Below are 13,531 nucleotides of genomic sequence, written 5' to 3'. Positions count from 1 at the left end.
TCAAGCCGAAATAAGTAGCTTGATTAAGAATACGGAAGAATTCGAGAGATAATTTGCGAAAATCCTCAGCCAAGAGTGCCATTCCCAATAAAGACCAGAGTTGAGTTGCTGTATTTGCAGGAATATACTGATTTTAGTACACGTGTACTAAAACTTTTCTGAATAATTATTGAAGGGAGTGAACCCCTTGCAAGAAATCAGAAAGAGACCTAAAGTTCACAATGCGATTGAACAGGATACAGAAGCACGCTGCTTATTGATTGACTGGTTTGAAGAAAAACTATCAAATGGAGGCAAGCTATGAATCCATTACCTATCGACATTAACGAAAGAAGTAATCACTTTTATGAACTTACTTGGAAAGAAGTACAGATTCCTATGAGAGACGGGAATTATCTCGCCGCAAATCTTTATCAGCCTAATGTGGATGGGAGTTTTCCAGTAATCATGACGATGTGTCCTTATGGAAAGGATCTTCATTTCTCTCAATTTGCTCCTGCTAATCCAACAATCGCAATAGAATATACACACTCGCAGGATAAAGGGCCCTTAATTAGTTGGGAAACACCAAATCCTGAATTTTGGGTGCCGCAAGGCTATACTGTCTTGCGAGTAGATGAACGTGGTATCGGTAATTCTCCAGGAAAGCTGGATATATTATCAAATTCTTTGAAGAAGGATTATTATGATGCAATCGAATGGGCTGGAACGCAACCATGGAGCAATGGAAAGATAGGACTGCTGGGCATCTCCTATTTGGCTATGAGTCAATGGGCCGTGGCATCCGAACAACCTCCTCATTTAGCTTGTATCATACCTTGGGAAGGTACAGTAGATTATTATGCAGAATTCTGTTATCCGGGCGGAATCCAGGCGAACGGTTTTCTTTCATTCTGGTGGAAGAACGGAGTTTTGGCGCATCAATACAATCCCGATGGAAAATTCTCGGAAGAACAATTGCAAGCCAATCGCACTGATTTCCCGGAGATGGTAAAAAACAATCCATTACGTGATCAATCGTGGACGAATCGATTTTCTGATTTGAGTAAAGTAGAGGTGCCTTTATTATCCGCAAGCAACTGGTTTAGCGCCGGAATGCATACCCGTGGAAATTTCCTGGGTTTTCAGAATGCGGTATCAGAGCACAAGTGGCTTGAAGTACATATCGGGAGCCATGTTGGTGCATTTTACACCGCTCAGGGTCGGGAACTGCAGAAAAAATTTCTGGATTATTGGCTTAAAGGAATCGATACTGGCATAATGAGAGAACCGAAAGTAAAGCTTGCCATTCCTCGCGGAGGCAATAACTACACATGGCGCTACGAGAACGAGTATCCGCTTAAGCGCACCCAATGGACCCGCTTTTACCTTGATGCAAGCTCGAATTTGCTTTCGCAAGAGCCTCCGCAAGCCAAGGCCCAGCTTTGCTATGAAGGCGATAAGGAGTGCGAGTCAAAGCACTGGGCGAAGCCTTTTATGGTGAAAGAATTCTCGAGAGAGGAAAACAATTCAAAGCGTGTTCTGTTTGAAACCGATCCGTTTGATAACGAAACAGAAATTCTCGGGCCTATCAAACTCCGTTTGTGGGCATCGTCAACTACAGATGATATGGACATTTTCGTATCTTTGCGAAATATTGACTCACTAGGCAATGAGGTCGTTAACTCAGGAGCACTAACAGAGAAATTCCCAATTAGCCAGGGCTGGCTGCGCGCTTCCTTACGTAAAACTGATGATGAATTATCTACGGAGTATAAGCCTTATTACACCTTCGATGAGTTTCAAAAGCTGGTTCCAGGAGAAGTCTATTGCTTGGATATTGAGATATGGGATAGCGCAATTGTTGTAGCTAAAGGAAACCGATTGCTCCTGGAAATTGGAAGTCAGAATCAAAGTGGCTGCGCACTGCTGACTCAGACGGGGGATGACAGGGTTTGGGATGCAGACATTACTCTATATACAGGGGATGAATTTGATTCTTATTTGTTGCTGCCGATCATACCCTAACTGAGTTCAAGTTGACATGCTTTCCAACGCCCATGTTCCCTCAGACAGAAGGAAGTTGGAGAGAATATTCCTTTGGATCGGTGACGATTTATGTGTACCAGTAAGTTGTGAACTCCAGAACCGTACCATAAGTAGCGGCAAGTTTTTTTGGGCATAATGAGATAAAAGGAGATGTGGAAATGTCCTATATCGTTGATTTTAATAATGTGTCTACGGTTGGTTTAGAGTCTTCACCTGTAGTAGAAGCGCTTGCTGGTTTGCGTGCTAATGAAGCCCGTTACTTTATGAACAAATACAAGCATGAATTTACGGTGGTGTCAGCTAGTGAAAGTCAGGAGACCCTAGATTATGTGAACCGAATTCTGAAAGAGCGTGATATTGAATTTGCGGCCAAACCTTTAGAAACGTCACGTTTTCAAGTGGAAAATATTAAATTTGCGTATGTCTTTTATGAGGATGGTCTTGAGGTCAACGTCATGTATACGGTTGATGACACTAAGAAGCGGGCCGTTGGGTTTAAGCTTTCTGAGGGGATGGAGGTACCAAAGGAGCTAGAAGGGAAGTTTAAGTTTGCTAGGCAGAAGTCAAAACTAGCTGGAACAATTCGGGGTTCGTTTTTTGTAATTAAAGGAGAATACTAAAGTAGGCAAAAGCGCAATTGGAGAAATCGGATGTAAATCAGCTTCCGATCTCTCCGCAAACATGATCATGACTTGAATTAATTATCTTTGGAGTGTCGTTCACCCACTTGGTACTCATTCGCATGTTCAAACATATATTTCACTGTTACGGGATCTTGGCCCGTCAGCTTCTTAAAGTCGTCCGTAAATATATCCATTTTTCCTAAGCGAATAGCTTGTCCAAAGGTAACCATACCTTCAGAAGAGAAGGGGGCTTCGGAGTCCTCTGCAAATTTGCCATCCGTTGTTCTGGGAACACCCATGGCATCAAATATGGCGTAGTTTTCTTCATCCGTGATCTGCTTGTAGGTAATATGATGACCCGTTACTTCATTTCCAATCTCGATAAAGTCGGACATTGTTATTAATTCAGGACCATTTATATTTAATATCGCCTCATGATAATTGATTGCTGCTAATGCATAAGCGACAGCTTTTGCACAATCCTTCCGTGAGATATAGGCCATCTTGCCGTCACCCTGATTATTTTTCAACACGCCGTCAGACTTCACATAGGTGAAGTAATTGGTAACCATAGCCTCCGCATATTGCGAATTACGCAGGAAAATATAATCTGACCCGACACTTTTAATATAATCTTCCGTATAGACATGGTCCAGTTTTTCAACACTTGGATTGGATTCATCCGCCGCGTTAACCAATGAAGTATAGATGATTTGTGTTACTCCAGCTTCTTTCGCCGCATCGATCACGTTTTTGTGTGCATTTTGGCGTTTTACCCCCACAAAAGGCATGGAGATTAAAGCAAGTTTATCTGCATTAGCAAAAGCTTCTGCAAGACCGTCTATTGTATTGAAATTGGTCACATGCGTTTCAATACCTTGTTCTGCATACCCTTGTAAAGATGCCGGATCATATGCACAAAAAATAATTTGGTCTTTTTCTACTAATTTTAATAAGTATTCAGCCGCTTGTCTGCCCAGATTGCCATCCACACCCGTTAATAATAACTTACCCATGTTTGTCGTCACTCCTTGCTGAAATGAACTATACTTATATATTATGTGAAAAAAATAACAAAGTATAATACAAAAAACTTATGGGCTATTGCTAAAACGAATTTTGTATTTGTTGTAGGAATGAGTATAATGCTGGATTAGAATTATTTTTCAAGTAGCCTATTTCGATTTTAAAAGTATGGTGTGAACCTTGTATGGGAATGAGTCGGACCTCTTCTTTCAGGTCAGCAAGATCATAGTTATCTGGGAAAAAGCCAATTAAATTCTCTGTGATGATATAAAACAGCTTTGTTTCGACATCGTCTGCGGTTCTAAGGATGTTGGGCTGGTAACCATCTTCCATGGCATGTTGAATCATTAAATAATAGGAGTCTCCAATAACCATTGGATTCAGCATGACAAGCGGATACTTATATAATTCTTCCTTTGAGATGGACTCAAAACTGAAGAGGGGATGTTGTTTACTTACGGCCGCGCAGTATCGTCCGCTATATAATGTATGGGTTAGGATTTTCTCTTTCCCTTTAAACTCTGAGTCAAAGGCAATGGCTATGTCATGTATTCCTTTTTGCAGATACTCAGCGATATCCTTTAGCAATACTTTATTTAATTCAAGTTTAATCTTTGGATGATTTTCTTTAAATGAAGGGATAAATTTTAATAAGCTTTGGATATCTGTGATTGTAGCATATTCGATACTCAATAGCTGGGTATTATATTTTTGAAAATTTTCCATGCTTGTTTTCATATGATTATATTGCTTCCAGAGCACGACGGCCTCTGCATAAAACAGCCATCCCGCTTTGGTGGGCTCAATCGGAATTTGTTTTCTATCAATTAACTGAATGTTGAACTCATTCTCAAGTGAGGCCATTTGTTGGCTAATCGTAGTTTGCGATACAAAATTCTTCTTTGCTGTTTCTGTGAAGTTTCTACATTCAACGAGATCTATAAAATATTTTATCCTTTTTAGATTCATGTTTACCTCCAATTGTATGGAATTTATTAAAACTTACGTTCCCGCCATAAATTCAAGCCAGCATACCCTAATGTTAATGGCAAACTGGCGGTTCATAATTGGAGGTAATGTGAGCACCATTTACTTCAGTTTCTTCTTTACCGTCTCCCCTTCAATCAACACGGGCTGATAATAGGTGTGGTTGCGTAGATCCTTCTTTCCTTGCAGTTTCTTAATAACCCAATCGGCGGCATCACGTCCCATTTGTTCCTGTGGGTGTGTTAATGTCGTTAGCTTGATGTTTGCATTTTTGGAAATATAGGAATTATCTTGACCAATAATGGATATGTCTTCGGGAACAGATATCCCAAGTTGTCTGCATACATGTACAACTTCTAATCCTACCTCGTCGTTATAGCAGACAATTGCGGTTAACCCGTCTCTTTGTTCGGTAAGGAATTTTTTTAAGTTGGCGGACAGGTCCTGCTTCGTCTCTGTATAGAATGAGAGCACTTGCTCTGGGTGAAACCGTAATTTGGCTTCTCCAAGCGCTTTGATATAGCCCTTCATTCGATGCTTTCCTTGTAAATCATCCATTTTGGCAATGATACCAATGTGTGTGTGTCCGTTAGCAATCAATTCTTTTGTTGCCAGATAGCTGGATTGTACATCATCGAGACAAAAGAAGGGAACTTCCAACTCTTCATAATAAGCATTAATCATGATGAACGGAACATCCTGCTCCTTGAACGTCAAATAGTAAGAGATATTGGGATTATATAGATTGCTCTTTGTAGGCTCAATGATCAAGCCATCCACACCAAAGGACAACATCATCTCCAAAGCTTTCTTTTCCTGTGCGACATCATTATTTGTACTAGCTAATAGCAATGAATAATTATCTTCATTCAATCTAGCTTCAATCCCGCGAATAATAGAAGGGAAGATGTAATCGGAAATATAGGTCGTGATGACTCCGATGGTTTTATTACTGGAATTCCCGCCGGTTTTTGATCGGAATTGGTTGCTGACATAGGTGCCAGATCCTTTTTCACTTCTTAAAAAGCCCTCGTTGGATAGTTCTAAAATTGCCTTTCGTACCGTCTGGCGACTAACTTTATACATATCCTGCAAAGCCGATTCTGTTGGAATTTGTTCTCCTACGCTGTATGCTCCTGATAGAATGTTGCTTTTTATATCCTCAAGGATGACCTGATACTTTGGTTTCACTTTATTCCTTCTTTCCTGGTTGTCCTAATACCAATTTACCTATCCATAATATTTGTATGTACATATTTTAGCATAATTATGAACTTATTATAATCCATTGCCCAACATGCAGTAATACTAAAGGAAAAATAGAGAAACATTCAATTCGTAAGAATATTTGTAGGTATAACTATGTATTCGTGTTGACAAATGTACGAACAAAAAATATACTAAGGTTGTAAATTAAAGAAAGCGCCTTCTTTCAATTATTGCGATTATAACAGTTGTTCAGAGAGAGGAGTCACGTGAGCATGGATCAAGACATTAAACAAGCGATTACTAAGGGAGAAACCTCACTTGGTATCGAATTTGGATCCACACGTATCAAGGCAGTGCTGATTGATCATCATTTTGAAACAATCGCATCTGGAAGCTATGAGTGGGAAAATCTCTTGGTAGACGGATATTGGACGTACAACTTAGAGAGTATTATTACGGGTCTACAAGAGGCTTATAGTGAAATGAAGCAAGAAGTTGAGCGAAAATATGGAATCACTCTTCGTACCGTTGGTTCTATAGGATTCTCTGCAATGATGCACGGATATATGGCTTTTGACAGCAAAGGTGAGTTGCTTGTTCCGTTCCGAACTTGGCGGAATGCGACAACCGGTGTTGCGGCAAAAGTGTTAACTGATAAATTCCAATTCAACATCCCTGAGCGATGGAGTATTGCTCACCTGTATCAAGCTATATTGAACGAAGAGCAACATGTCCCTCAGATTGATTTTATGACGACGTTAGCTGGATATATTCACTGGCTGCTGACTGGCAATAAGTCCATTGGCATCGGAGATGCTTCGGGTATCTTCCCAATTGATGAGACTACACATGATTATAACGAATCGATGGTTAAGCAGTTCGATGAACTCATTGCAGCCAAAGGTTACGATTGGAAGTTAGAAGGAATTCTCCCTAAAGTTTATATTTCAGGCGAGCAGGCAGGTGTACTAACCGCCGCGGGAGCCAAAATCTTAGATAAATCCGAAGATTTACAACCAGGTATTCCGCTTTGTCCTCCAGAAGGTGATGCGGGAACAGGGATGGTCGCTACGAATAGTGTGAGGAAACGGACTGGCAACGTCTCTGTGGGAACCTCGGTTTTTGCCATGCTTGTATTAGAGAAGGATCTTTCAGCGGTATATCCGGAAATTGATCTGGTGACTACACCGAATGGTAATCCGGTCGGAATGGTTCATGCCAACAACTGTTCAAGTGATCTCAATGCTTGGCTGGGATTGTTCCGTGAGTTCTATGAGGCAATGGGGCAAAAGGCCGATCCAAACCAATTATTCAGTGTGTTGCTGAACAAGGCTTTGGAAGCAGATCCAGATGGCGGCGGCTTACTTAGCTACGGATATTTGTCAGGAGAGAATATCACCGGAATAGAGAAAGGCCGGCCATTGTTTGTCCGCTCCCCTGAGAGCCGTTTCAATTTGCCCAATTTCATGCGGACTCATCTTTTCACTGCGTTTGCTGCTTTGAAAATCGGAATGGATATTTTGACAAAGAAAGAAAATGTCGCAATTGATAGCATACTGGCTCACGGTGGTTTATTTAAAACCCCTATCGTCGGACAAAAAATCGTTGCGGCTGCCATGAATGTCCCGGTATCAGTGATGTCAACAGCTGGAGAAGGCGGGGCGTGGGGTATTGCTATTCTGGCTTCTTACATGATGAACAAGGCTCAACAAGAAAGTCTGGAAGACTTCCTCGACCAAAAAGTATTTAGAGATGCTGAGGGGCAAGAAATTTCTCCTGACAGTTCCGACGTTAAGGGATTCGAAGCATTCATGGAACGCTATACACAAGGTCTAGCGATTGAACAGGCTGCTGTAGATAATCTAGTGGAAAACTGGAGGGATTGATGTGTTAGAGCAACTGAAAGAAGAAGTATATCAAGCCAATCTGGATTTGCCTAAACATGGACTCGTGAAATACACCTGGGGTAACGTAAGCGCTGTTGATCGTGAGAGCGGCTTATTCGTTATCAAACCTAGTGGTGTTAGTTATGACACGATGAAACCTAGCGATATGGTGGTTGTTGATTTTGATGGCAATGTTGTTGAAGGAGAAATGAGACCTTCATCAGATACACCGACTCACGCCGTACTTTATAAGCATTATGCAGAGATCGGCGGTATTGTACACACGCATTCGACTTGGGCAACGATTTGGGCTCAAGCAGGCCTGGATGTACCTGTAATGGGGACTACTCACGCAGACACCTTCTATGGTTCTGTTCCTTGCGCCCGTTTCTTGACACAAGAGGAGATTGATCGTGGTTACGAAGCGGAAACTGGCCGTGTCATCATCGAAACTTTTGAGCAGCGCGGGCTGGATATTTTAGCAGTGCCGGGTGTTCTGCTTAAGGGTCATGCTCCCTTCACTTGGGGGAAAGATGCAAAATCGGCAGTCATGAATAGCGTCGTGTTGGAAGAAGTTTCGAAAATGAATTTATTCGCACGAGAATTGAATCATTTTGCTGAAGAATTGCCGCAACGCATTCTAGATAAACACTATTTACGCAAACATGGGAAAGACGCGTACTACGGGCAAAAGTAATATAAACTAAAAAATTATGAAAAGAGGATGAATGATGTCAACAGTAGGTACAAAACAGTTCTGGTTTGTCGTAGGTTCACAACATCTGTATGGCGAAGAAGCATTAGCAGAAGTTAAAGCACACGCACAAGAAATGACCGATGCCTTAAATAAGAGTGGCGTTCTGCCTTATCCGCTTGTATTGCAGGATCTGGCGGTTAGTGCAGACAAAATTACTAGCCTTATGAAAGAAGTCAACTATCGCGACGAGGTTGCCGGTGTCATCACGTGGATGCATACCTTCTCACCTGCAAAAATGTGGATTCGTGGTACTAAATTGCTGCAAAAGCCGCTGCTTCATCTTGCTACACAGTTCAATGAAAGTATTCCTTGGGCTACGATTGACATGGACTTCATGAACCTCAATCAGGCAGCTCATGGTGACCGTGAATATGGATTCATCAATGCCCGTCTGAAGAAACAGAATAAAGTGGTCGTAGGGTACTGGGAACGTGCGGAAGTGCAGAAGCAAATCGCAGAGTGGATGGATGTAGCGGTTGCTTATAACGAAAGCTTCAATATCAAAGTTGCCCGCTTTGGCGACAACATGCGTAACGTTGGCGTTACGGAAGGCGATAAGGTCGAAGCCCAAATTCAATTTGGATGGACCGTTGACTACTTCGGAATTGGCGACCTTGTTCAGTACGTCAATGCTGTGAAAGAAGAAGAGATTGATGCTTTGTTTGCAGAATACTCCGAACTCTATGAATTTGATTATGGTACTTACAGCAAGGAAGCTTGGGAAGCCAGCGTAAGAGTGCAAGCAAGCTATGAAATTGCCCTTAAACGGTTCCTGGATAATGGCGGCTATACTGCCTTCACTACGAACTTCGAAGACCTCTATGGTATGAAACAGCTTCCTGGTCTTGCCGTTCAACGTTTGATGGCACAAGGATACGGCTTCGCCGGTGAAGGGGACTGGAAGACGGCAGCGCTCGATCGCCTGCTTAAAGTAATGAGCCATAACCAATCCACTGGCTTTATGGAAGACTACACCTATGAATTGGCGGCTGGTCAGGAATCGATCCTTCAATCCCATATGCTTGAAGTTGACCCAACGTTGGCAAGCAACAAGCCTAAAATCATCGTTTCACCGTTAGGTATCGGCGATCGTGAAGATCCAGCCCGTCTGGTGTTTGACGGCAAGGCAGGAGACGGTGTAGTTGTTTCCATGGCTGACTTTGGCACGCATTATAAACTGCTGATCAATGAGGTTACTGCATTTGAACCGACAGTTCCTGCTCCAAATCTTCCAGTGGCCCGTGTACTGTGGAACGTGAAGCCAAACTTCCAAGATGGGGTTAAAGCATGGATTGAGAACGGCGGTGGTCACCATACCGTGGTTTCCTTGAATCTAACCACAGACCAAATTGTTACTTATGCAAAACTGGTTAACCTGGAATACGTAATTATTAAGTAACTAGAAGATAGTCATCTACTAAAAGCATTGGGTCAGTCCTCAGGACCCAGTGCTTTTTATTAGTTTTCTAAGAATGTATAGATATGGGAAGGTTCCTAAGCTATCTGGCGATATAACGGGATAATTGGTTTCTCCTTAAGGTAATCATTTAATTCATAAGGATGTGATACTATGTCCAATTTTGTTCTATTTGAAGCAACCGAATGTGCGTGAGACGATTGAGCGAGTTAAAACAATGAGATCTCAAGAATGGTTAGATTTCGCGATTTGGTACCATACGGAGCAAGATTATGGAAAGAGGAAGGGCTTGCACGGGTACGAAGGATATATTCAGTTCCTTGAACATCGACGTGAGCTAGAATTGCAAATCATTGAGCAACTCCCTTTTCAATCATTTATTATGGATAACTCCGATTATGCTTGGGAGAATCAACAACAGACCGTTTTGAATATTATGATGAAGCATTTATAAACCGTGAAGCTCATTCCAGAAAACGTTAGTGCAATTAGAAAGGGCCTATCCCGTAAAGACATATTTTACCGAATTTTTCATATACATGGACTGTTGATTCGATCATTGGAAATCTGTACTCTACATCATTTGCTTCTAAACGCTTTTTTGGTGTCTGTTATTATTGCTAGTAAGTGAAGCTCAAATAATACAGCGTGTTGAGATCAATTCTTATTATTTCTGCAAAGAAAATTCTCACTTTTTAGCAGAAATGATTTATAATTATCAGATAATAGACAATATAATTTTTAAAAGATTATATTTTAGTTATAATAGAGACAGAAAAGATATGTTCCTGAGTGGAGCCTTGCTTCTTGTATCATCTAAGCAGGAGGGCCTGCTCTTTTTTGCAAATATAAGAGATAAGGAAGGTTTTTATGAATAGCATTCAGAAAAAAACAGACATTATCTTAATCGGTGCCGGAGTCATGAGCGCGACTCTGGGATCATTGCTGAAAGAGTTAGCACCGGAGTGGGAAATTCAAGTGTTTGAGAAACTCGCAAACGCGGGAGAAGAAAGCTCTAACGAATGGAATAATGCAGGTACAGGCCATGCTGCACTGTGCGAACTGAACTATACATCCGAGAAAGCTGACGGATCTATAGATATTCGTAAAGCTGTAGACATTAATGAGCAGTTTCAGCTTTCAAGACAGTTTTGGTCTTTTCTTGTAAACAGCAATTTGATTCGTAATCCACAGGACTTTATCAAACCAATACCTCATATGAGTTTGGTAACAGGAGAGAAAAATGTATCTTTTTTGAAAAAAAGGTTTAAAGCGCTTTCAACTATTTCTCTGTTTCAAGGCATGGAATTTTCCGACGACCCTGAAAAGCTGAAGGAATGGATTCCGTTGATTATGGAAGGCCGTACATTGAATGAACCAATCGCGGCAACCAAAATCGACTCTGGAACAGATGTCAACTTTGGTGCTTTAACACGCATGTTGTTTGAGCATTTAAAAAGTAAAAACGTCGACATCAATTACAAGCATAGTGTAAAGGATATTAAACGTGCGAGCGACGGCTCGTGGAGAGTCAAAGTCCATAATCTGGACAACGGTAAAATCGAATACCATAATGCCAAATTTGTCTTTATCGGTGGTGGCGGTGGAAGTCTACCTTTGCTACAACGAACTGGTATTCCTGAGTCCAAATATATCGGGGGATTCCCGGTAAGTGGACTATTTATGGTATGTAACAATCCTAAGGTTGTCGCCCAGCATCATGCAAAAGTATATGGTAAAGCTAAGGTTGGTGCTCCTCCCATGTCTGTTCCGCATCTGGATACAAGATACATCGGTAACCAAAAAGCACTGCTATTTGGGCCGTTTGCTGGCTTCTCACCGAAGTTCTTGAAAACGGGCTCAAATTTGGATTTGATCGGTTCTGTAAAACCCAATAATCTCATCACGATGTTGGCCGCAGGCGCAAAAGAGATGGCATTGACCAAATATCTGATCCAGCAAGTAATGTTATCGAATGAAAAGCGTCTGGAAGAATTACGCGAGTTTATTCCGAACGCCAAAATCGAGGACTGGGGGATTGTGGTAGCGGGTCAACGTGTGCAGGTGATCAAAGATACGGAGGGCGGTAAAGGAACACTTCAATTTGGTACGGAGGTGGTTAGTGCCGCTGATGGTTCGGTAGCTGCACTGCTCGGCGCTTCTCCGGGTGCTTCTACTGCTGTTCACGTTATGCTGGAAGTATTGGAAAAATGCTTCCCACAACATATGGAAGAGTGGGAACCAAAAATAAAAGAGATGATTCCTTCTTATGGGGTGTCACTAGCGGAAAACCCAGAGCTTTACCAAGAAATTTACGATTCCACAACGGAGGTGCTGGGACTGGGCGAAAAAGAACCGCTTCATCGTTAATTTTTGCATGGCTGGTAACTGGATCATCCCACTACTCTTTAATAAAATGTGCAGTAATCTTACGATATATTTTAAAGTTGAATAAATAACAACACCAAGCGGTGGGAAGGAATTCCCACCGCTAAAATGCTTGCTTAACAATACAAAATTTTGCAATCCTTCTGCATTTTCGGTGTCTGCTACAGTGATCACAGTAATTATGTAGAGCGCTATAGGCTCTATTCAGTTCCAGTTGTCCAATAAACTGGTGCAGCGGATTGCTACCCCGGCTTGGTTAAAACGGATGGGCGGAGAAAAGACAGAGCTGTCGGTGGAGGATGTAGCGAAAATGGCGGTCCGACTGGCGACCCTGCCGGAGGGTGGTCCAACGGGCGGATTTAATTACATGGATGATCAGCTTCCAGGGTAAAGCACTTATGTTACATTTGTGCGGTTGGGCGGATCACGATTTCGTTCACATCAATATCATCCGGTTGTTCAATTGCGAATCCAATTGCGCGGGCTACCGCGGCCGGTGTCATGGCTAGTTTATCCCGGATGGCAGCGAGTTGATCTCTCAATGCGGGATTGGTCATACCCTCCGTGAAATTCGTCTGCACAATACCAGGCGAAATGATGGTCACGCGCAGCTTGTCACCAGCCTCCTGGCGCAACCCCTCTGAGATGGCGCGCACAGCGAACTTCGTACCGGAGTAGACCGACTGGTTCGGCACAGTCTTATGTCCTGCTACAGAAGCGATGTTCACGAAGTGTCCGGAACCCTGCTTATGAAAGATAGGCAACGCTGCGGCTATACCGTACAAAACCCCTTTAATGTTGACGTCAATCATGTCCTCCCAGTCCTCGACACACAGATCTTCGAGAGGGGAAATGGGCATAACGCCAGCGTTGCTGACGAGAACATCCAGCTTCCCGTACCGTTCGCAAGCCAAATTAACGAGGTTGCACAGATCCTCGCGCCGTCTCACGTCAGTGCGTGCATAAACAGCTTCGCCACCTCCATTTGAAATGCGTGTCGCCAGCGCTTCAAGGCGATCCGCTCCACGCGCTCCAAGCACGACTTTTGCCCCACGCTCGGCAAGCAACAGTGCTGTTGCTTCTCCAATTCCGCTGCTTGCACCTGTAATCACGACGACTTTGTTCTCTATTCTTCCTTCCAAATGCATAGCCCAATCCCTCTTCCTCTAATCTATTTGCCTTAGGCCCTTTGTTGGCCTTGCAAGTAAAT

General features: G+C 42.5%; 12 protein-coding genes. 8 read left to right on the top strand and 4 right to left on the bottom strand.

Annotated features, from left to right (window positions below):
- Positions 1-300: 300 nt before the first annotated feature.
- Both NSQ58_RS04520 and NSQ58_RS04515 read left to right on the top strand, forming a co-directional pair.
- The gene (locus NSQ58_RS04520; protein ID WP_339201189.1) at positions 301-2,007 is read left to right on the top strand and encodes a CocE/NonD family hydrolase; all 1,707 of its coding nucleotides are present in this window, start codon (positions 301-303) and stop codon (positions 2,005-2,007) included.
- Between the two features lie 179 nt (positions 2,008-2,186).
- Positions 2,187-2,648: a phage tail protein gene (locus tag NSQ58_RS04515; RefSeq protein WP_071644079.1), complete on the top strand. Its 462-nt coding sequence runs from the start codon at positions 2,187-2,189 to the stop codon at positions 2,646-2,648.
- Between the two features lie 77 nt (positions 2,649-2,725).
- Here NSQ58_RS04515 and NSQ58_RS04510 read toward each other — a convergent pair whose 3' ends face one another.
- The 3 genes from NSQ58_RS04510 to NSQ58_RS04500 all read right to left on the bottom strand — a co-directional run bounded on the left by NSQ58_RS04510 (position 2,726) and on the right by NSQ58_RS04500 (position 5,855).
- The gene (locus NSQ58_RS04510) at positions 2,726-3,667 is read right to left on the bottom strand and encodes an NmrA family NAD(P)-binding protein (protein ID WP_069080571.1); all 942 of its coding nucleotides are present in this window, start codon (positions 3,665-3,667) and stop codon (positions 2,726-2,728) included.
- A gap of 91 nt (positions 3,668-3,758) precedes the next feature.
- Entirely contained in the window at positions 3,759-4,646 is an 888-nt protein-coding gene (locus NSQ58_RS04505; protein ID WP_053326476.1) for a LysR family transcriptional regulator, read from the bottom strand.
- A gap of 120 nt (positions 4,647-4,766) precedes the next feature.
- Positions 4,767-5,855 carry a GntR family transcriptional regulator gene (locus tag NSQ58_RS04500; protein ID WP_023991084.1) on the bottom strand — a complete coding sequence of 363 codons (1,089 nt, stop codon included), beginning with the start codon at positions 5,853-5,855 and terminating at the stop codon, positions 4,767-4,769.
- A gap of 290 nt (positions 5,856-6,145) precedes the next feature.
- Between NSQ58_RS04500 and NSQ58_RS04495 the strand changes: the two genes are divergently transcribed.
- The 6 genes from NSQ58_RS04495 (at position 6,146) to NSQ58_RS04470 (ending at position 12,712) form a co-directional block, all read left to right on the top strand.
- A complete protein-coding gene (locus tag NSQ58_RS04495; protein ID WP_023991083.1) occupies positions 6,146-7,759 on the top strand; it encodes a xylulokinase in 1,614 nt (537 codons plus the stop codon).
- A gap of 1 nt (position 7,760) precedes the next feature.
- Positions 7,761-8,456, top strand: a complete 696-nt coding sequence (locus NSQ58_RS04490; RefSeq protein WP_023991082.1) for an L-ribulose-5-phosphate 4-epimerase — start codon at positions 7,761-7,763, stop codon at positions 8,454-8,456.
- A gap of 34 nt (positions 8,457-8,490) precedes the next feature.
- On the top strand, positions 8,491-9,915 hold the full coding sequence (gene araA / locus NSQ58_RS04485) for an L-arabinose isomerase (RefSeq protein WP_023991081.1): 1,425 nt from the start codon (positions 8,491-8,493) through the stop codon (positions 9,913-9,915).
- Between the two features lie 205 nt (positions 9,916-10,120).
- Positions 10,121-10,387: a hypothetical protein gene (locus NSQ58_RS04480; RefSeq protein ID WP_341056958.1), complete on the top strand. Its 267-nt coding sequence runs from the start codon at positions 10,121-10,123 to the stop codon at positions 10,385-10,387.
- 416 nt (positions 10,388-10,803) lie between these two features.
- A complete protein-coding gene (locus NSQ58_RS04475; protein ID WP_053326474.1) occupies positions 10,804-12,303 on the top strand; it encodes a malate:quinone oxidoreductase in 1,500 nt (499 codons plus the stop codon).
- 232 nt (positions 12,304-12,535) lie between these two features.
- Entirely contained in the window at positions 12,536-12,712 is a 177-nt protein-coding gene (locus tag NSQ58_RS04470) for a hypothetical protein (protein ID WP_023991078.1), read from the top strand.
- 10 nt (positions 12,713-12,722) lie between these two features.
- Here the strand turns inward: NSQ58_RS04470 and NSQ58_RS04465 are convergent, their stop codons facing one another.
- Entirely contained in the window at positions 12,723-13,469 is a 747-nt protein-coding gene (locus NSQ58_RS04465) for an SDR family oxidoreductase (RefSeq protein WP_341056956.1), read from the bottom strand.
- Positions 13,470-13,531 lie beyond the last annotated feature (62 nt).

It is taken from the genome of Paenibacillus sp. FSL M7-0134 (assembly GCF_038007865.1).
GTDB lineage: Bacteria > Bacillota > Bacilli > Paenibacillales > Paenibacillaceae > Paenibacillus > Paenibacillus polymyxa_B.
This window is presented reverse-complemented; position numbering and strand designations above follow the sequence as displayed.

What these genes read in the sequence shown, in the direction of transcription:
- NSQ58_RS04520 (WP_339201189.1), top strand. Translation starts at nt 301, where the DNA reads ATGAATCCATTACCTATCGACATTAACGAAAGAAGTAATCACTTTTAT.
- NSQ58_RS04515 (WP_071644079.1), top strand. Translation starts at nt 2,187, where the DNA reads ATGTCCTATATCGTTGATTTTAATAATGTGTCTACGGTTGGTTTAGAG.
- NSQ58_RS04510 (WP_069080571.1), bottom strand. Translation starts at nt 3,667, where the DNA reads ATGGGTAAGTTATTATTAACGGGTGTGGATGGCAATCTGGGCAGACAA.
- NSQ58_RS04505 (WP_053326476.1), bottom strand. Translation starts at nt 4,646, where the DNA reads ATGAATCTAAAAAGGATAAAATATTTTATAGATCTCGTTGAATGTAGA.
- NSQ58_RS04495 (WP_023991083.1), top strand. Translation starts at nt 6,146, where the DNA reads ATGGATCAAGACATTAAACAAGCGATTACTAAGGGAGAAACCTCACTT.
- araA (WP_023991081.1), top strand. Translation starts at nt 8,491, where the DNA reads ATGTCAACAGTAGGTACAAAACAGTTCTGGTTTGTCGTAGGTTCACAA.
- NSQ58_RS04475 (WP_053326474.1), top strand. Translation starts at nt 10,804, where the DNA reads ATGAATAGCATTCAGAAAAAAACAGACATTATCTTAATCGGTGCCGGA.
- NSQ58_RS04465 (WP_341056956.1), bottom strand. Translation starts at nt 13,469, where the DNA reads ATGCATTTGGAAGGAAGAATAGAGAACAAAGTCGTCGTGATTACAGGT.